24 protein-coding genes are annotated in these 17,589 nt (G+C 70.2%); 11 read left to right on the forward strand and 13 right to left on the reverse strand.

Annotated features, from left to right (window positions below):
* The first annotated feature begins 117 nt into the window (after positions 1 to 117).
* The 4 genes from N5079_RS10310 to N5079_RS10325 all read left to right on the forward strand — a co-directional run bounded on the left by N5079_RS10310 (position 118) and on the right by N5079_RS10325 (position 2,781).
* Positions 118 to 753, forward strand: a complete 636-nt coding sequence (locus tag N5079_RS10310) for a TIGR03085 family metal-binding protein (RefSeq protein ID WP_261583378.1) — start codon at positions 118 to 120, stop codon at positions 751 to 753.
* A gap of 88 nt (positions 754 to 841) precedes the next feature.
* The gene (locus N5079_RS10315) at positions 842 to 1,006 is read left to right on the forward strand and encodes a hypothetical protein (protein WP_261583379.1); all 165 of its coding nucleotides are present in this window, start codon (positions 842 to 844) and stop codon (positions 1,004 to 1,006) included.
* A gap of 93 nt (positions 1,007 to 1,099) precedes the next feature.
* Positions 1,100 to 1,261: a hypothetical protein gene (locus N5079_RS10320; protein ID WP_261583380.1), complete on the forward strand. Its 162-nt coding sequence runs from the start codon at positions 1,100 to 1,102 to the stop codon at positions 1,259 to 1,261.
* A 122-nt stretch (positions 1,262 to 1,383) separates the two neighbouring features.
* Entirely contained in the window at positions 1,384 to 2,781 is a 1,398-nt protein-coding gene (locus N5079_RS10325; protein ID WP_261583381.1) for a glutamine synthetase family protein, read from the forward strand.
* Between the two features lie 16 nt (positions 2,782 to 2,797).
* Here N5079_RS10325 and N5079_RS10330 read toward each other — a convergent pair whose 3' ends face one another.
* Both N5079_RS10330 and N5079_RS10335 read right to left on the reverse strand, forming a co-directional pair.
* Positions 2,798 to 3,274, reverse strand: a complete 477-nt coding sequence (locus tag N5079_RS10330) for a MarR family winged helix-turn-helix transcriptional regulator (protein ID WP_261583382.1) — start codon at positions 3,272 to 3,274, stop codon at positions 2,798 to 2,800.
* Position 3,275: 1 nt separating this feature from the next.
* Positions 3,276 to 3,653, reverse strand: coding sequence for a DoxX family protein (locus N5079_RS10335; protein ID WP_261583383.1), 378 nt, complete (start codon positions 3,651 to 3,653; stop codon positions 3,276 to 3,278).
* Positions 3,654 to 3,762: 109 nt separating this feature from the next.
* Between N5079_RS10335 and N5079_RS10340 the strand changes: the two genes are divergently transcribed.
* The 5 genes from N5079_RS10340 to N5079_RS10360 all read left to right on the forward strand — a co-directional run bounded on the left by N5079_RS10340 (position 3,763) and on the right by N5079_RS10360 (position 7,617).
* Entirely contained in the window at positions 3,763 to 4,767 is a 1,005-nt protein-coding gene (locus tag N5079_RS10340) for a LacI family DNA-binding transcriptional regulator (RefSeq protein WP_261583384.1), read from the forward strand.
* Positions 4,768 to 4,807: 40 nt separating this feature from the next.
* Positions 4,808 to 5,782 (forward strand): MDR family NADP-dependent oxidoreductase, encoded by a 975-nt coding sequence (locus N5079_RS10345; protein ID WP_261583385.1) that lies wholly within the window; start codon positions 4,808 to 4,810, stop codon positions 5,780 to 5,782.
* 12 nt (positions 5,783 to 5,794) lie between these two features.
* Positions 5,795 to 6,175 (forward strand): MerR family transcriptional regulator, encoded by a 381-nt coding sequence (locus tag N5079_RS10350; RefSeq protein ID WP_261583386.1) that lies wholly within the window; start codon positions 5,795 to 5,797, stop codon positions 6,173 to 6,175.
* A gap of 289 nt (positions 6,176 to 6,464) precedes the next feature.
* A complete protein-coding gene (locus N5079_RS10355) occupies positions 6,465 to 6,809 on the forward strand; it encodes a hypothetical protein (RefSeq protein WP_261583387.1) in 345 nt (114 codons plus the stop codon).
* 328 nt (positions 6,810 to 7,137) lie between these two features.
* Positions 7,138 to 7,617 carry a hypothetical protein gene (locus N5079_RS10360; protein WP_261583388.1) on the forward strand — a complete coding sequence of 160 codons (480 nt, stop codon included), beginning with the start codon at positions 7,138 to 7,140 and terminating at the stop codon, positions 7,615 to 7,617.
* Positions 7,618 to 7,685: 68 nt separating this feature from the next.
* On the opposite strand, the gene hisF is transcribed toward N5079_RS10360, so the two are convergent.
* The 10 genes from hisF to N5079_RS10410 form a co-directional block, all read right to left on the reverse strand.
* The gene (hisF, locus tag N5079_RS10365) at positions 7,686 to 8,456 is read right to left on the reverse strand and encodes an imidazole glycerol phosphate synthase subunit HisF (protein WP_261583389.1); all 771 of its coding nucleotides are present in this window, start codon (positions 8,454 to 8,456) and stop codon (positions 7,686 to 7,688) included.
* The gene (locus tag N5079_RS10370) at positions 8,453 to 8,860 is read right to left on the reverse strand and encodes a RidA family protein (protein WP_261583390.1); all 408 of its coding nucleotides are present in this window, start codon (positions 8,858 to 8,860) and stop codon (positions 8,453 to 8,455) included. The genes hisF and N5079_RS10370 overlap by 4 nt, the downstream gene beginning before the upstream one ends.
* Positions 8,857 to 9,576, reverse strand: coding sequence for a bifunctional 1-(5-phosphoribosyl)-5-((5-phosphoribosylamino)methylideneamino)imidazole-4-carboxamide isomerase/phosphoribosylanthranilate isomerase PriA (gene priA, locus N5079_RS10375; protein ID WP_410007764.1), 720 nt, complete (start codon positions 9,574 to 9,576; stop codon positions 8,857 to 8,859). Before priA ends, N5079_RS10370 begins: the two co-directional genes overlap by 4 nt.
* Before the next feature lie 2 nt (positions 9,577 to 9,578).
* Positions 9,579 to 9,917, reverse strand: coding sequence for a hypothetical protein (locus N5079_RS10380; protein WP_261583392.1), 339 nt, complete (start codon positions 9,915 to 9,917; stop codon positions 9,579 to 9,581).
* A 9-nt stretch (positions 9,918 to 9,926) separates the two neighbouring features.
* Positions 9,927 to 10,565, reverse strand: coding sequence for an imidazole glycerol phosphate synthase subunit HisH (gene hisH / locus N5079_RS10385; protein WP_261583393.1), 639 nt, complete (start codon positions 10,563 to 10,565; stop codon positions 9,927 to 9,929).
* Positions 10,556 to 10,708, reverse strand: coding sequence for a hypothetical protein (locus N5079_RS10390; RefSeq protein WP_261583394.1), 153 nt, complete (start codon positions 10,706 to 10,708; stop codon positions 10,556 to 10,558). Before N5079_RS10390 ends, hisH begins: the two co-directional genes overlap by 10 nt.
* A complete protein-coding gene (hisB, locus tag N5079_RS10395) occupies positions 10,708 to 11,340 on the reverse strand; it encodes an imidazoleglycerol-phosphate dehydratase HisB (RefSeq protein WP_261583395.1) in 633 nt (210 codons plus the stop codon). Before hisB ends, N5079_RS10390 begins: the two co-directional genes overlap by 1 nt.
* Entirely contained in the window at positions 11,337 to 12,410 is a 1,074-nt protein-coding gene (locus N5079_RS10400; protein WP_261583396.1) for a histidinol-phosphate transaminase, read from the reverse strand. Before N5079_RS10400 ends, hisB begins: the two co-directional genes overlap by 4 nt.
* Complete coding sequence (gene hisD, locus N5079_RS10405; RefSeq protein ID WP_261583397.1) at positions 12,407 to 13,714, reverse strand: histidinol dehydrogenase; 1,308 nt, start codon at positions 13,712 to 13,714, stop codon at positions 12,407 to 12,409. The genes N5079_RS10400 and hisD overlap by 4 nt, the downstream gene beginning before the upstream one ends.
* Positions 13,715 to 13,785: 71 nt before the next feature.
* The gene (locus N5079_RS10410) at positions 13,786 to 15,102 is read right to left on the reverse strand and encodes an RICIN domain-containing protein (RefSeq protein WP_261583398.1); all 1,317 of its coding nucleotides are present in this window, start codon (positions 15,100 to 15,102) and stop codon (positions 13,786 to 13,788) included.
* Between the two features lie 84 nt (positions 15,103 to 15,186).
* Between N5079_RS10410 and ybaK the strand changes: the two genes are divergently transcribed.
* Both ybaK and N5079_RS10420 read left to right on the forward strand, forming a co-directional pair.
* Positions 15,187 to 15,684 (forward strand): Cys-tRNA(Pro) deacylase, encoded by a 498-nt coding sequence (ybaK, locus tag N5079_RS10415; RefSeq protein WP_261583399.1) that lies wholly within the window; start codon positions 15,187 to 15,189, stop codon positions 15,682 to 15,684.
* Between the two features lie 4 nt (positions 15,685 to 15,688).
* On the forward strand, positions 15,689 to 17,080 hold the full coding sequence (locus N5079_RS10420) for an amidase (RefSeq protein ID WP_261583400.1): 1,392 nt from the start codon (positions 15,689 to 15,691) through the stop codon (positions 17,078 to 17,080).
* On the opposite strand, the gene N5079_RS10425 is transcribed toward N5079_RS10420, so the two are convergent.
* Complete coding sequence (locus N5079_RS10425) at positions 17,077 to 17,550, reverse strand: hypothetical protein (RefSeq protein WP_261583401.1); 474 nt, start codon at positions 17,548 to 17,550, stop codon at positions 17,077 to 17,079. The genes N5079_RS10420 and N5079_RS10425 overlap by 4 nt on opposite strands.
* Positions 17,551 to 17,589: the final 39 nt, after the last annotated feature.

Below are 17,589 nucleotides of genomic sequence, written 5' to 3' on the forward strand. Positions count from 1 at the left end.
ATACCCGGGTGCGCTTTCCGGATCAGCCGCCCGACCGACGCGACACCAAGCCTTTAGTCCTAGTTACTCCCTATCATCCCGATCAACCGGATTATTCCAGCAAGTAGGCTGACCACCATGAGCAACGCCAGGGACGAACGTGCCGCGCTGTGCGACCTGCTGGACCGGCTCGGTCCCAGCGCCCCCACGCTGTGCGAGGGCTGGACGACCGCCGACCTGGCCGCCCACCTCGTGCTCCGCGAGCGCCGCCTCGACGCGGCTCCGGGGATCTCCCTCGCGCCCCTGGCGGGCTACACGAGCTCCGTGCAGGAGGGTCTCAAGGCCCGGCACCCCTACCCCGAGCTCGTCGATCTCGTACGGCAGGGCCCCCCGAAGTGGTCCCCGTACAGCCTGATCCCGGGCGTGGACGACCTCGTGAACACCGTGGAGCTGTTCGTCCACCACGAGGACGCCCGCCGGGCCCAGCCGGGCTGGGAGCCCCGCGCGCTCCCCCGGGACTACGAGGACGCGCTGTGGAAGCGGCTCAAGAGCGGCGCCCGGCTGTTCCTGCGAAAGGCGCCCGTCGGGATCGTGCTCCGCCGCACCGGAGGGGAGAAGGCGGCGGGCAGGAAGGCCGAGCCCGCGGTGGTCGTCAGCGGCGACGCGCCGGAGCTGGTGCTGTTCGCCTTCGGCCGCCAGGCGCATGCCCGGGTGACCTACGAAGGAGACACCGAGGCGGTCGCCCGGCTCCGCGAGGCCCATCTGGGGGTCTGACCCCACGCAAAACGATCTAGACGAAATCCACACCTTGTCATGGCGGCATGGGGCAGCATGAGGGCAGCGCATCACGGTTGGAGCCCCGATGAACGTCAAGAAAGTCGTCACCTATGTGGCGGTCGCATTCGTGATCTTCTACCTGTTCACCCAGCCAGCGGGGGCTGCCGCCGCTGTCAAGGGGCTGTTCGGAAGCGTCAGCACCGGAGCCGAGCGCCTCTCTCAGTTCTTTACTTCCCTCGTGTCGAGCTGAGAGGCGGTAGGGCCTCATGACCTTGCGGCTAGTTATGATCATTACTGTCGCCGGGTACAACCAGCCGGGAAACTGACTGCAGGAGGCCCCCCAATGCAGGTCAAGAAGGTTCTTACGTACGCGGCCATCGCGTTCGTGGTCTTCTACCTCTACAACCAGCCGCAGGCTGCCGCTGGTGCTGTGAAGGGCGTGTTCGACACGGTCAACACGGGCGCTAGCCGGTTGGCGACCTTCTTCACGACGGTTCTGCGGTGATGTGAACCGGCCGGTGCGACGGCGGTCCCGCCGTTCCATCGGCCCCTCTCCCACCACCCGCTCACCGCGCCATCTGGCGCGGTGACGTGGCGGCACTCCGTCTTATGTGTTACGCAGACAGGGTGAGAGAGCGCCAGAGCGTCGCCCACCAACTCGATCCCGCGGCCCGGCGGGTCCTCGAACGCGTAGAGGTGGACGGCGTCGAGCTCGTCCGCTTCCTCTACGCCGACCACGGCGGGGTGATCCGCGGCAAGGCCGCCGGACGGTCACGCCTGGCGGAGCGTCTCGGCACGGGCATCGGCCACACGGTGGCGATGATGGCCATGTCGATCCTCGACCACCTCCAGCCGGTCGAGGGCATGGGCCCGGTGGGTGAGGTCCGCATCGTCCCCGACCCGCGGACGTTCGTCGCCCTCCCCTACGCGCCGGGGGCCGCGGCCATGGTGTCGGACCTGCGCGACCTCGACGGAGGGCCGTGGGCCGCCTGCCCGAGGACGTTCCTCAAGGACGCCATCGCCGCCCTGGAGGCCGAGGGCTACGCGGCGGTCGCGGCGTTCGAGCCGGAGTTCACGCTCGGGCGGCGGCTTCCCGACCCGGCGGGTGGCCCGGACCGCCTGGTCCCGCTCGACGACAGCCCGTGCTACGCCACGTCGGGCTTCGACCTCGCGCACGACTACACGATGCAGCTCGTGCGCGCCCTGGAGTCCCAGGGGATGCCGATCGAGCACTACTACCCGGAGCTGGGCGCGGGCCAGCAGGAGCTGTCGATCCGGCCCGCCACCGCGCTGAAGGCCGCCGACAACCACGTGATCTATCGGGAGACCGTGCGCGGCGTGGCGTTCCGGATGGCGATGTGGGCCACACTCGCGCCCAAGCCCATAGCGAACCAGGCGGGAAACGGCGCCCACCTCCACGTCTCCCTCTGGGATCCCGCGCTGGAGCACAACCTGTTCGCCGACGGCCACGGCGGCCTGTCCGCGCTGGGCCGTCACTTCATCGGGGGCGTGCTTCGCCACCTGCCCGCTCTGGTGGCCCTGACCTGCGGGAGCGTCAACAGCTACCGGCGTCTCCAGCCCCGCTCATGGTCCAGCGCGTACACCTGCTATGGCATGGACAACCGGGAAGCCGCCGTCCGGATTTGCTCCCCCATGTCGGGAAATATCGAGGCAACGACCAATCTGGAGATCAAGCCCTCGGACTCCTCGGCGAATCCCTATCTGTCGCTCGGGGCCGTCATCCACGCCGGGCTCGACGGCATCCGGCGGGAGCTCGACCCTGGAGACGCCGTCAACGTGGATCCCGCGACGCTGACCGACGAGGAGCGGGCCCGCCTGGGCTGCGCCCGGCTGCCCGCCTCACTCGGGGAGGCGCTCGACGCGCTGGAGGCCGACGAGCTGCTGATGGAGGCGCTCGGGCCACTGCGACGCGCCGCCTACCTGGCGGTCAAGCGCTCCGAGGTCGCGGACTTCGCCGCCCAGGACGTCGCCTACGAGACCTTCCACCACCTGCGGGTCTACTAAGGTCGTGTCTCCCTGGTCAGCAGGGCGGGTTCTCGCCGGGGCAGGAGACCACGCCCGAGACGACGGCGCCGAGGGCTTCGGCCAGCGCTTCGGCCTGCGCGCAGTCGAGATGGTCGAAGATCAGCCGGCGGACGTCCTCCACGTGCCGGGGAGCGACCTCCTCCAGCAGCGCCCGGCCGCTGGAGGTGATCTCCGCGAGGGAGGCCCTGCCGTCCCCGGGGCAGGGCCGTACGACCACGAGGCCCCGGCTGATGAGCTTGCTCATTCGGTGGCTGAGCCGGCTCTGTGACATCTTGAGCGCCGCCGCTAGGTCGCTCAGCCGGAACACCTTCTCGTTCAGCGCCACGAGCACGGCGTACTCCACGCCCACGAGCCCATAGCGCCGGTGTCCTCGCTCGACCTCCGGAAGGACCAGCATCGCGAAGGCTATGAGGCCCTGCCACGCTCGTGTCTCAGTCTCGTCCAGCCATCCGCCCTCGGGTTTCCTTGCCACATCAGAAAGCGTACGGACCAAACCTCCCCCACGCGACGACGACGGCGACGATCAGCAGCACGACGTTGATCACGATCGGCTGCGTCTCCTTGCGCCGGCCGTGCGTGATGGCCGCGCCCACCATGAGCAGGACGGCGCCGACCGCCGCGAGAGGCGTGAGCACCGGCGCGATGCCGGTCAGGCCGGGGAGGATCAGGCCGATCGCGGCGAGCACCTCAAGCGCCCCGATGGTCTTGATCGTTGGCTGCGAGAAGTCCTCCGTCCAGGCCATGTTGGGGTTGGCGGCCAGCTTCTCCTTCGGCTGGGCCAGCTTGCCGGCACCCGCGGCCAGAAAGACAAGGGCGAGTAGTCCTTGGAGGATCCACAGGACGACGTTCATATACGACTCCTTTGTTGACGCTTCAACCATGCTAGTGGCAACAAACTTGAAGCATCAAGTTCCACGGCCGGCGTTATGCCTGGGAACGGGCGTTGGTACGTTTCGACAGATGGAGCCGGTCAGCATCAGGGAGGTCGCGGCACTCGCCGGAGTCTCCCCGGGCACGGTCTCGAACGTGCTCAACCGCCCCGAGAAGGTCGCCGCCTCGACCCGCGAACGCGTCGAGCGGGCGGTGCGCGAGCTCGGGTTCGTCCGGCACGGCTCCGCGTCGTCGCTGCGGGCGGGGCACACCAGGACGATCGGGCTGTCCGTCATCGACATCGGCAACCCCTTCTTCACAGACATCGCCGCCGGAGTCGAGGAGACGGCGAGCGAGCTCGGCTACGCGGTGATCCTCAGCAGCTCCGCGGGCGACCGGTCGAAGGAGGAGCGCAACCTGCTGGTCCTCGCCGAGCAGCGGGTGCGGGGCGTGCTGATCACTCCCTGCGGCGAGGACACGGCCGCACTGGATCGCGTCCGCGAACGCGGCATCAACGTCGTCCTGATCGGCCGACCGGCCCTCCGGCCCGACCAGTGCTCCGTCACGGTCAACGACGTCACCGGGGGTTTCCTCGCCGTCACCCACCTGCTGGAACGGGGAGCCCGCCGGATCGCCTACGTGAGCGGACCGCTGACGATCCCGCAGTGCCAGGACCGGCTGGAGGGAGCCCGCCGTGCCGTACGGCAGGCCGGCCTCGACCCGGCGGCCACGCTCAGCGAGCTCACCATGCCCGCCATGAACGCCCGATCCGGCCAGCAGGCCGCCGAGAAGCTGCTCGCGTCCCTGCCGGACGCCGTGTTCTGCGCCAACGACCTCCTGGCGCTGGGCCTGCTGCGCGTCCTGCTCCAGGCGGGCGTCCGCGTCCCCGGCGACGTGGCGCTGATCGGCTACAACGACATCGAGTTCGCCGCCGCCTCGGCGGTGTCGCTCAGCTCGGTCCGCCAGGCCACCCACCGGCTCGGGCGCATCGCCACCCAGTTGCTGCTCGACGAGTGCGACAACCCCGGGGGCCACGCCCACCAGCAGATCACGTTCCAGCCCGAGCTCGTCGTCAGGGAGTCGACCGGTTCCTAGCTTGACCTTGCCGCAAGGGTCAATGTCTACCGTCACGGCCATGACTCAGATCACCACGGCACACGAGGTCCGGCTCACCGCCCATGGACGTCCGGGGCTTGAGCGCTTCCGAATCGTGGAGACTCCAGTGCCCGTCCCGGGACCGGGGCAGGTCCTCGTCCGCAACCGCTACCTCGCCATGCGTGCCGCCATGGGCCTGCTGATGGCCGGCGGTGAGCCGACCATGCCGGCCTACCGGCCCGGCGAGGCGATGTGGGGGCCCGCTGTGGGCGAGGTCGTCGCCGGCGACTGGACGCCCGGCATCCTGGTGGCCCACGACCTCGGCTGGCGGGAGTACGCCCTGCTGGAGGCGGCCGGGGTGCGCGAGCTGCCCGAGCTCGCCGACCCCGTCGCCCACCTCGCGCAGGCGGAGACCGCCTATGCCGGCCTGGTAGAGGCCGCACGGCTCCGTCCGGGCGACACCGTGTTCGTCTCCAGCGCCGCAGGCTCCATCGGCACGATGGCCGGGCAGATCGCCAGGCTCAAGGGCGCGGGGCGAGTGGTCGGCAGCGCGGGGTCCGCGGCGAAGGTGGCTTGGCTGGTCGGCGAACTGGGCTTCGACGCGGCGTTCGACCACCACGAGGAAGCCTTGGCGGAGCGGCTGCGCGAGGTCGCGCCCGAGGGCGTCGACGTCTACTTCGACAACGTGGGCGGCGAACAGCTCGTCGCGGCCATCGAGGTCGCCAATCCCGGCGCGAGGATGGCGCTGTGCGGCGCGCTGGCCGGGCAGACAGGGCGGACAGGGCAGGGTCTCGCCACGGTGGACACACGCGCGCTCATCGCCAAGCGGATCTCCCTGCGGGGCTTCACCGCGCGCGATCATCCGGGGCTCGGCCGTGAGGAGATCGCCGGCTGGCTCCGGGACGGCCGCCTCACCGTGCCGGTGACGCGGTTCGCCGGTCTGAGGGAGGCTCCCCGCGCCCTCCTGGAACTACTGGACGGCAGGCACACCGGTACGGTGATCGTGGAATTGTGAGGAGGCATGCCGATGAGGATCGGCGAGGTGGCGGAGGCGGCGGGCACCACGACCCGCGCGCTTCGCTATTACGAGCAGCAGCACCTGCTGACGGCCCGCCGGACCGCGACCGGCTACCGGGACTATGACGAGCAGGCCGTACGGCGGGTGCGCAACATCCGCGAACTCCTGTCCATCGGGTTCACCGTGGACGACGTCCGGACCTTCGCCGACCTGCTCGACAGGGACCTGCCCGAACGGTTCGCCGTCCTCGACGCCGGCACCTGCGCCGAGGCGATGCGGGTGGCCCGGGAACGACTGCGGGTCCTCAGCGAGCGCATCGAGCGGCTCACGAGCCTTCACGAACAGCTCAGCGCCCGCCTGGTCTCAGGCACTGGCAAGGAACGGCCGTAGGCGCCACCTTCCCTCTTTTCTAGAGAAAATGCTTCGTATTTCGCTAAATCGTCCAGGAGAGGCGGACTCTTTGGGTGGCGTCCCGGTTGCATCGGCCCGGTCGTATGGCGGGAATCCAATGCCCGCCCGGCCGCCCAGGGAGGAAAGGCACTTCCATCGGCCGGAATGGATTTACGGTTGGATCGCCCTTATTCCGGGTGATTCACCTAGACGTGCTCCAGAGCCGGGGTCAACGATGGAGTGACATTCCCGATCGCCGCGACGCGGCCCTGATCGGACAGGAGAACCCATGCAAGCAAAACGACTTCCGATGCTGCTCGGCCTCGCCTTCCTTCCCGCCCTGGCCTTCGGCCCGGCGCAGACGGCGCAGGCCTCGTCCGTTCCGACCTCCGCGAAGGTGTCCCTCACCAGCGCGCAGAACGATCCCGTGACCGACGAGTCCGAGGAGTCCGAAGAGTCCGGGCTGTCCGAGCGATCCAGAATGCCGGAACAGCGATCCGGGATCTCCGAGGAGTCCGAGGAGGCAGGCCAGCCCGCGGGCCGTGCTCACCAGAGCGAAGAGATCAACCGGCAGGGCGAGGGCTGGTCGGACCGGACCAGCGAGCACTCCCGCGGATACAACTGGGGCGGCTGATCGTCCCACCGGCGAGGACCGGTAAAACCAGCCTTCGCCGATGAATCCGCCATATGAGAAAGAACGCGGCCCCCGCCTATCGGGGGTCGCGTTTCTTTATGCATTTCAGGATATAGGCCAGATCGGGGAAACCCGAATCACTTCCGCTGCGCAGGGACTTCTCCCTGAGTAGTAAAAAGCTTGCTTGATCGTGAACTGTCACGAGCACACAAGTGCCGGCGGCGCCTGATACCCCTATGCCATGCGGGCATGCGCTACCCGGCCACGTACGGCCGGCGTCCCCGCATCTCCTATCGGAGTCCGACCCCCCGGGGGTACCCTCATGAACATGCAGGACGAGCTGGACGACCTGAAGGACCGGCTGACGCGGCTGGAGCAGCGATACGACACGGCGGTCCTCGCCGGCCAGATCGCCGCGGGCAGCTGGTCCACTGAGATGAGCCAGAAGATCAACACTCTGACCGGCGAAGTCGGTTACCTTCGGACGAAGGTCGACACGTTCGACGCCAAATTCGAGGCGATCGACGCCCGCTTCGCGCAGGTCGACGCACGGTTCGAGGCGATCGACGCGCGCTTCGCGGAGGTCGACGCCCGCTTCGCGCAGGTCGACGCTCGGTTCGACGGCATCGACCGCCGTCTCGATTCGTTCGACGACCGGCTCGCGCGGGTGGAGGACATCGTCAAGGCGACCAGCCAGGGCGTTGTCCACCTGCTCGACACGACGCAGAGCCTCACGGACACCGTTCAGGCGCTGTCGAGGACGGTCCAGAGCATCGCGGAGCGGCTGCCGCCCCCAAGCCCCAACTGAGGACGCCGCCGCCCAACTGGCGACGGCGTACGGCCCGTGCCCTTTCGTGGCGCGGGCCGTGCGCGCGTTCAGCGGACGGGGTGACCGGCGGCGCGGAGGGTGTCCTTCACCTCGTGGATCTTGAGCTGGCCGAAGTGGAAGACGGACGCCGCGAGCACGGCGTCGGCGCCCGCGTCGATGGCGGGCGGGAAGTCCTCCAGCTTGCCCGCGCCCCCGGAGGCGATGACGGGCACGGTCACCGCCTTACGGACGGCTCTGAGCATCTCCAGGTCGTAACCCGACTTGGTGCCGTCGCCGTCCATGGAGTTGAGGAGGATCTCGCCCACGCCGAGCTCCTCGCCGCGCCTGGCCCACTCGACCGCGTCGATGCCGGTGCCGCGGCGGCCGCCATGGGTGGTCACCTCGAACCCCGACGGTGTGGGCGGGCCGTCGACGACCCGGCGGGCGTCCACGGACAGCACGATGCACTGCGAGCCGAACCGCCGCGACGCCTCGGTCAGCAGCTCGGGCCGGGCGATGGCGGCGGTGTTGATGCCGACCTTGTCGGCTCCGGCCCGCAGGAGCCGGTCCACGTCCTCGACCGCGCGCACTCCCCCGCCCACCGTCAGCGGGATGAAGACCTGCTCGGCCGTACGGCGGACCACGTCGAGCATGGTCTCCCGCTCGCCCGACGACGCGGTGATGTCCAGAAATGTCAGCTCATCGGCGCCTTCGGCGTCGTACCGGCGGGCCAGCTCGACGGGGTCCCCGGCGTCCCGGAGGTTCTCGAAGTTGACGCCCTTGACCACGCGGCCGGCGTCGACGTCGAGGCAGGGGATGACCCTGACGGCGACCGTCATCCCGTCCCCTCCCCTCGGTATGCCTCTACCTCCACCTCTACCAGCATGCGCGAGTCGACGAGGCCGGCGACCTGCACGCTCGTGCAGGCGGGCCGTACGGTCCCGAAGACCTCGCCGTGCGCGCGGCCGACCGCCTCGAAGTCGTCGGCGTTCACCACGTAGAGTCTCGTGCGGACGACCTCGGAGATGGAGATCCCCGCCTTCTCGACGGCGTCAAGGGCGATGGAGATCGCGGTGAGGGTCTGGTTGTAGGCGTCGCCGACATGCTGGATCTCCCCGCCCACGGTGGCGGTGCAGCCGGACACCAGGACGTGAGGCCCGGCGACGACGGCGCGGGCGTAGCCGTAACGGTCCTCCCACGGGCCGCCGGACGAGATCCGGGTGAAAGACATGCCACTGGTCATCTGGCGCTCACCGCCGCGAGCGCCTCTTCGAGCGTGAACGCCTGGGCGTACAGCGCCTTGCCGACGATGGCTCCCTCGACCGGGACCTGCGTCGCCAGGGCGCGGAGGTCGTCGAGCGAGGACACCCCGCCGCTGGCGATCACGGGCCGGTCGGTCCTGGCGCAGACCTCGCTGAGCAGGTCGATGTTGGGGCCGCGGAGCGTGCCGTCCTTGGTCACGTCCGTGACGACGTAACGCGGGCAGCCCTCCGACTCGAGCCGGTCGAGGACCTCCCACAGGTCGCCGCCCTCCTTGGTCCAGCCCCGGGCGGCCAGGGTGGTGCCGCGGACGTCGAGCCCGACCGCGATCTTGTCGCCGTGCTCGGCGATCGCCTTGGCGCACCACGCCGGGTCCTCCAGGGCCGCGGTGCCGATGTTCACGCGGCGGCAGCCCGTGGCCAGCGCCGCGTCGAGTGTGGCGTCGTCACGGATGCCGCCCGACAGCTCGACCTGGACGTCGAGGGCGCCGATGACGGAGGCGATCAGCTCGCGGTTGTCCCCCCGGCCGAAGGCCGCGTCGAGGTCGACCAGATGGATCCACTCGGCGCCGGCCTCCTGCCAGGCCAGCGCGGCGGCGAGCGGGTCCCCGTACGAGGTCTCCGTACCCGCCTGACCCTGCACCAGACGGACGGCCTGGCCGTCCGCGACATCCACGGCGGGGAGCAATACGAGTGACATGGTCACGACCTCCGGTCAAAGACAATGGTGACGAGCACGGGGATCAGCAGGATCGACCCGGCGAAGACGCCGAGCCGGGCCATCCAGCCGTCGAACAGGATCCAGGCGATCACCTGGACGAGGAACCACAGCGCCGCCACGACGGCGTTCTCGGTGCGGCGCCGGCGCGCGAGGTAGCCGCCCTGGCGGGCCACCCGCACCGGGCGCGGCAGCACCGCGGTGACCCGGCCCCGCAGCTCGCGCCGCCGGGCCGCCCTGGCTTCGCGCGCGGCCCGGGCCGCCGTGAGGCGTTCCCGCTCGGCCTCGCGCTCCGCCCGGCGCCGGGCGCGCTCCTTGCTCATGGGGCCTCCTCAGAGCGTGTGGAGCCAGTTGGCCAGCAGCGCGGCCCCGGCGTCGCCGGACTTCTCGGGGTGGAACTGGGTGGCCATGAGCGGGCCGTTCTCGACGGCCGCGACGAACGGCACGCCGTGCTCGGCCCAGGTCACGAGCGGCTGGGCGAAGCCGGGACCGGCCTCCAGCTTCCAGTCGCGCACGCCGTAGGAGTGGACGAAGTAGAAGCGGGTGCCGGCGTCAAGCCCCTCGAACAGGACGCTGCCGGCGGGCGCGGTGACGGTGTTCCAGCCCATGTGCGGCAGCACGGGCGCGTCGAGGCGCTCGACCGTGCCCGGCCACTCGCCGCACCCCTGGGTGTGGACGCCGTGCTCCACGCCCTTGTCGAACAGGATCTGCATCCCGACGCAGATCCCGAGAACCGGACGCCCGCCCGACAGGCGGCGGCCGACGATCTGGTCGCCGCGGACGCTCCTGAGCCCCTCCATGCAGGCGGCGAACGCGCCGACGCCGGGGACGACCAGGCCGTCCGCCTCCAGGGCCGCGTCCCAGTCGGCGGTCACCGTCACGTCGGCTCCGGCCCGGGCCAGCGCCCGCTCGGCGGAGCGCAGGTTGCCCGAGCCGTAGTCGAGCACCACGACACGCTTGCCTACTGCCACCACATCACCCCTGCTGTGATCGCCAGCGCGGCTCCCGCGCCGGCCAGCACCGCGAGCACCTTGAGGCCCTGCCGCACGGCGGAGATGACCCCGCCGATGAGGAAGAGGCCGATGAAGATCATGCCGCCCGACGCGAAGGTCATCAGAGGACGCCCTTGGTGCTCGGCACCCCGGTCGCGCGCGGGTCCCGCTCGGACGCTTCCCGCAGCGCCCGCGCGAGGGCCTTGAACTGCGCCTCGACGATGTGGTGGGCGTTGCGCCCGTACGGCACGTGCACGTGGAGGCACACGGCGGCCTGGGCGACGAACGACTCCAGGATGTGCCTGGTCATGGTCGTGTCGTACTCCGGCCCGATCATGGGCGCCATGCCCTCGGGCTCGGTGTGCACGAGGTACGGCCGGCCGGACAGGTCCACCGTGACCTGGGCCAGCGCCTCGTCCAGCGGGCACGACGCGCTGCCGAAGCGGCGGATGCCCGACTTGTCGCCCAGCGCCTCGCGGAACGCGGCTCCCAGCGCGATCGAGGTGTCCTCGATCGTGTGGTGTGAGTCGATGTGCAGGTCGCCCTCGGTCTTCACGGTCAGGTCGAACAGCCCGTGCTTGCCGAGCTGCGCCAGCATGTGGTCGTAGAAGCCGACGCCGGTCGCGACATCCACGACGCCGGTGCCGTCGAGGTTGACCTCGACCAGCACCGACGTCTCCTTCGTGCTGCGCTCGACGCGGCCGCGGCGCTCGTCGCCCGCGGCAGTTCCCGTCACCGGGCGCGCGTCACTCATCCGAGGACCCCCTCCAGGGCGGCGCGGAACGCCGCCATCTCTTCACTTGTACCGATCGACACGCGGAGCCATCCCGCGGGACCGGTCTCCCTGATCAGCACGCCGTGCTCAAGCAGCCCCTCCCACACGACGCGCCGATCCGGAAAACTACCGAATAGCACGAAGTTCGCGTCGGAGTCAGCGACCGCCAGGCCACGATGCCGTAGCCAGTCCACCGTGGCGTCCCGCTCGGCCCGCAGCGCGTCCACCGTGCCGAGCAGCTCGGCCCGGTGCGCCAGGGCCACCCGGGCGGCCGCCTGGGTCAGGGTGGACAGATGGTACGGCAGGCGGACGAGCAGCATGGCGTCGACGACGGCCGGGTCGGCGGCGAGGTATCCGAGGCGGGTCCCCGCCATGGCGAACGCCTTCGACATCGTCCGGGTGACGATCAGCCGGGGGTTGCCCGGCAGCAGGGTCAGCGCCGACGGCGTGCCGGTCCGGGCGAACTCGGCGTAGGCCTCGTCGACCACGACCATCCCGGGCGCCGCCTCGAGGATCCGCTCGATCACGCCGAGCGGCAGCGCCGTACCGGTCGGGTTGTTCGGAGAGGTCAGGAACACCACGTCGGGGCGGTGCCGCTCGATCGCGGCGACTGCCGCGGCCACGTCGATCGAGAAGTCCTCCTCGCGGGCGCCCTCGATCCAGCGGGTGCTGGTGCCGCCGGCGATGATCGGGTGCATGGAGTAGGACGGCTCGAAGCCGATGGCCGACCGCCCCGGGCCGCCGAACGCCTGAAGGATCTGCTGGATGATCTCGTTGGACCCGTTGGCCGCCCAGAGCTGGCGTGCCGTGAGGCTGTGGCCGAGGTAGTCGGCGAGATCCTTGCGCAGCTCGACGGAATCCCTGTCGGGGTAGCGGTTGAGCGTGGCCGCGCCGTGCCGTACCGCCTCCGCGAGGTCGCCGATCAGCGCGGCCGACGGTGGGTAGGGGTTCTCGTTGGTGTTGAGCTGGACCGGCACGTCGAGCTGCGGCGCGCCGTAGGGCTGCTTGCCGCGCAGGTCGTCGCGGATCGGCAGGTCGTCAAGGGTCATGAGGGCACTTCCCAGTCGAACCGGGCACGGATGGCGGCGCCGTGCGCAGGCAGGTCCTCGGCGTCGGCCAGCGCGCAGACGTACGGCGCGGCCTCGGCGAGCGCCTCGCGGGTGTAGTCGACGACGTGGATGCCGCGGAGGAAGGTCTGGACGGACAGGCCGGACGAGTGGCAGGCGCAGCCACCGGTCGGCAGCACGTGGTTGGATCCGGCCATGTAGTCGCCGAGCGAGACGGGCGCGTAGGGGCCGACGAAGATCGCCCCGGCGTTGCGGACCCGGGCGGCCACCTCGTGGGCGTCGGCCGTCTGGATCTCCAGGTGCTCGGCCGCGTAGGCGTCCACCACCTTCAGGCCGTCGTCGACGCTCGACACGAGCACGATGCCGGACTGCCGGCCGCCGAGGGCCTCGGTGATCCGCTCGGAGTGGCGGGTGGCGGCGATCTGGCCGGGGAGCTCCTTCTCGACCGCGTCGGCGAGCTCCGGGCTCGTGGTGACCAGCACGGCCGCCGCGATCACGTCGTGCTCGGCCTGGCTGATCAGGTCGGAGGCGACGTGGACGGGGTCGGCCGTCTCGTCCGCCAGGATCGCGATCTCGGTCGGACCGGCCTCGGAGTCGATGCCGATGCGGCCTTTGAGCAGCCGCTTGGCCGCGGCGACCCAGATGTTGCCCGGCCCGGTGACCATGTTGACCGGGGGGCACTCCTCGGTGCCGTAGGCGAACATCGCGACGGCCTGGGCCCCGCCCACGGAGTAGACCTCGTCCACCCCGAGCAGGGCGCAGGCCGCGAGGATCGTGGGGTGCGGCAGCCCGCCGAACTCGCGCTGCGCGGGCGAGGTGACGGCGAGCGAGCCGACGCCGGCCTCCTGGGCGGGCACGACGTTCATGACCACGCTGGAGGGGTAGACGGCCCGGCCTCCCGGGACGTACAGCCCAACGCGGCCGACCGGCACCCAGCGCTCGGTCACCGACCCGCCGGGCACGACCCGGGTCGTGGTGTCCGTGCGCCGCTGGTCCCGGTGGACGAGGCGGGCCCTGCGGATCGACTCCTCCAGGGCCGCGCGCACGGCCGTGGGGAGCTCGTCGAGGGCCCGCCCGATGGCCTCCACGGGCACCCGGGTGGACTCCAGCTCGACCCCGTCGAATCTCGCCGTCAGCTCCCGCACGGCCGCCACGCCGCGATGGCGAACCTCCTCGCAGATGGGCCGCACCTTCTCCAGGGCGGCCTCGACGTCGAGATCGGCGCGGGGCAGCACGTCGCGCAGGTCGCCGGGCAGCGAGCCACGCAGATCGATACGGGAAATCACTGTCCTAGTCTACGGATGACCAGGGAGGAATCTTCTCCCGTCCAGTCCTTAAGACGGTCTGGGTGATCTCATCAGGACACCCGGAACGACTGCGCGGCCGTGCCGTTGCAGGTGTACTGCTGGAGCTGGACGGAGTCGGCGGCCGAGGCCCCGGGCACGTCGAGGCATTTCCCGCTGAGACGGCTCACGAAGTGGTAGTACCCGCCGCCTTCGGAGACCGCCTGCCATTGCTGGTTGTTCCCGCCGCTGTACGCCCACAGCTGGAGTAGAGCGCCATCCGCCGAGGAAACGTTGGTCACGTCGATCACCTGGGCGCTGTTGTTCCGGTTGTTGATCCGCGCGAAGCCGCCGCTGGTCGGCTGGAACTGCCACTTCTGGGCGGTCGTGCCGTTGCAGGAGTACTGCTGGACCGCGGTGCCGTTCGCCGTCGCGGCTGCCCGGGCGTCCACGCATTTGCCGTTGCCGCGGTTGACGACGCTGTACCACGCGGTGGGGTCCGGGCTCGTGGTCGGAGTGGTCGTCGGGGTGGTCGTCGGTGTGGGGCTCGGGGTCGGGCTCGGGGTCGGGGGCGCGGTGGCCCCGCCCAGCCACAGCAGGCCGTCGATGACGAACCGGTTCTGGGTGTCACTGGCGAATGTCGAGGACAGCGGGGTGTTCGTGCTGTAGTTCATCGCGTTGTGGCCGAAATTCGCGTACAGCATCTTGTAGTTCTTGTTCGTCCACATGATGGGGTAATAACCGCTGTACCAGGTCTGGTTGGGGTCGGTCCCGACCGGGAAGCTGGAGGAGTCAATCGACCCGAGGATCTTGATGTTCGGGTTGTTCCGCAGGTCGTTGTTCCAGCTGTACCACTCGCTCACCGACGAGGTGAAGGTCGCGGGGAGCCGGGCCGTCGAGGGGTGGCTTCCCCCCTCGTTCCGGGTGGTGACCGAGGTGGGCCCCCAGGTGTTGGACTTGAACGCGCCGGTGCCCAGGAACTCGTTGTGGTACCAGGACCAGCTCTGCGGGTTGGTGTTGAAGGCGGACACGTGGAAGCCCATCCAGGCCCCGCCGCCCCGCATGTACTGCTCGAAGGCCGACCGCTGCGCCGCCGTCTGCGGCAGGTCGTCGAGGAACATCACGACCTGGTACTGGGAGAGGGTGGCGGCGTTCAGCTGGTCCCAGTTGTTGGTCGCGGTGTACGAGAAGTTGTTCTGCGTGGCGACCTGGGGGAACCACTGGTTGGCCTCTTTGACGAAACTGATGTGGGCGTCGTCGTAGGTGCCGCTGTAGAACGCGAGGACCTTGAACTGCGGCGCGGCGGACGCCGCGTTGACGGTGAAGAGGGTCGCGCCGACGGCGACGGCGAACAGGGCGAGTAATCGCCCCAGTGCCACACGGGTCCTCACAGGTAACCTCCGGGGGGTTCTTTGGTAACTTAATTCAAATATTGCTAAAACCCCGGTGTCAAGGATCTCTGTAGGCTGAGCGACGTGAGTAAGACCAGGAGCAAGGGCGGGCAGGGAACCCCGGCGACGGTCGCTTTGACCCAGGCCAAGGCGGAGTTCACGCTCCACCCCTACGATCACGACCCGAACGCCCAGGCGTACGGCGAGGAGGCGGCCGACGCGCTCGGCGTGCCGTACGAGCGGATCTTCAAGACCCTCGTCGCCGAGACGGAGTCGGGCCTGGCGGTGGCCGTGGTGCCCGTCGCCGGAAAGCTCGACCTCAAGGCGTTCGCCGCCGCGCTGAAGGGCAAGCGGGCGGCGATGGCCGACGCGGTCAAGGTGGAGCGGGTCACCGGCTACGTCGTCGGGGGCATCAGCCCCCTCGGGCAGCGCAAGAAGCTGCCCACAGTGATCGACGAGTCGGCGCTCGGGTTCGAGACCGTCTACTTCTCCGCCGGCCGCCGCGGACTGCAGATCGAGACGGCCCCGGCCAACCTGGTCTGGCTCACCCAGGCCGTCACCGCCGCCATCGCGAAGAATTGAGCCCATGACCGAGCTGCCCGACCTCACCGCGACCGAGATGTCCGGCCTGCTCCGCACGCGGCAGGTGAGCGCGGTGGAGCTCACGGAGGCGTGCCTGCGGCGGATCGGCGAGGTGAACGGCCAGGTCAACGCCATCGTCACGCTGGTGCCCGAGCGCGCCCTCGACCAGGCGGCGCAGGCCGACGCCGACCTCGCCCGCGGCCACTGGCGCGGCCCGCTGCACGGGCTCCCCGTCGCGCACAAGGACCTCGTCGACACGGCCGGGATCAGGACGACGTACGGCTCGCCCCTGTTCGCCGATCACGTGCCGGTGACCGACGACCTGATCGTACGGAGGATCAGGGAGGCGGGTGGCATCGCGGTCGGCAAGACCAACACGCCCGAGTTCGGCACGGGCTCCCACACGGTCAACGAGGTGTTCGGGGCCACCCGCAACCCGTATGACCTGTCCAGGAGCGCGGGCGGGAGCAGCGGCGGGGCGGCGGCGGCGCTGGCGACCGGCATGGTGCCGCTGGCCGACGGCTCGGACATGGGCGGCTCGCTGCGCAATCCCGCGTCGTTCTGCAACGTGGCGGGGCTGCGGCCGACCCCCGGCCGGGTGCCGTCGAAGTCCGCCAACGCGGCCTGGTTCACGCTGGCCGTGCCGGGGCCCATGGCCCGCACGGCGGCCGACCTCGCGCTGTTCATGAGCGCGATCGCCGGGTTCGACCCGTGCTCGCCGTACGCGGTCAGGGAGGCGTTCGGCGGGCCGCCGGAAGGTGATCTCCTAACCCGCGACTTCACCGGGGCGCGGATCGCGTTCAGCCCCGACCTGGGCGGGCTGCCGGTCGACCCGGAGACGGCGCGGGTCACGGCCGGCGCGGCGACCGCGCTTGCCGGGCTCGGAGCCAAGGTGGAGCGGGTCGATCTCGACCTTTCCGACGCCGAGGACGCCTTCCGGATCTACCGGTCGTGGTACTACGCCCTGAACTACGGCGACCTGACGGAGGTCGGCCCCAACGTCGCGTGGAACGTGGAGCAGGGCAGGAAGGTCACCGGGGCGGACCTCGCGCGGGCCGAGCGGCTCCGCACCAAGCTGTTCCACCGGATGAACGCCTTCTTCGACGACTACGAGTTCCTGGTCGCCCCGGTCAGTCAGGTGCCGCCGTTCCCGGTGGACGATCCGTACGTCCTGGAGATCAACGGCCGGCGGATGCCGGACTATCTCGCCTGGATGCGGTCCTGCTACTGGGTGTCCGTCCTGCACGCGCCCGCGATGTCGATTCCCGCCGGGTTCACGCCGGGCGGCCTGCCGGTGGGCGTGCAGATCATCGGCAGGCCGTGGGCCGACCTCGACGTCCTGCGGCTCGGGCACGCGTTCGAGCGGGCGACCGGGCACGGGAAGAGGCGGCCCTAACTCCGCTGGCGGTAGGTCACCACGAACTCGACGGCCCAAAAGATCGCGGTGGCCAGGACCGGCCAGGCGAACAGCACACCGTGCGCGGTCAGGCCGAGCGACGCCGTGCCGGTGACCCCGCCGGGGCCCGCGGCCTGGACCGTTCCCTTCGCTGACCTGCCGACCAGGAACGCGATATATCCGGCCAGCAGGCCGCCGCCCGCCAGCCCCAGCAGGGCCGCGACCGGCCGCCGGCGCGCCAGGACGTACGCCGCCACGCCGCAGACCAGGCCGAACCCGCCGGTGACGACGGCGAACCAGCCGTCGGCGTCGATGAGCGACTGCGACTCCGGGTCGGCGACCTGCGGCCCCACGTCGGTCAGCACGTAGAGCGAGGAGGGCGCGAGCCCCGACCACGCGAACCCGGCGGCCACTCCCAGCAGGGCCAGCACGAGCACGGTCATGACCAGCGTCGCCAAATGATGCCGCACCGTCCAGATGGTACCTACATGGCGATGGGGCGAAGCGCC

The sequence above is a fragment of the Planotetraspora sp. A-T 1434 genome (assembly GCF_025420585.1).
GTDB lineage: Bacteria > Actinomycetota > Actinomycetes > Streptosporangiales > Streptosporangiaceae > JAOEGB01.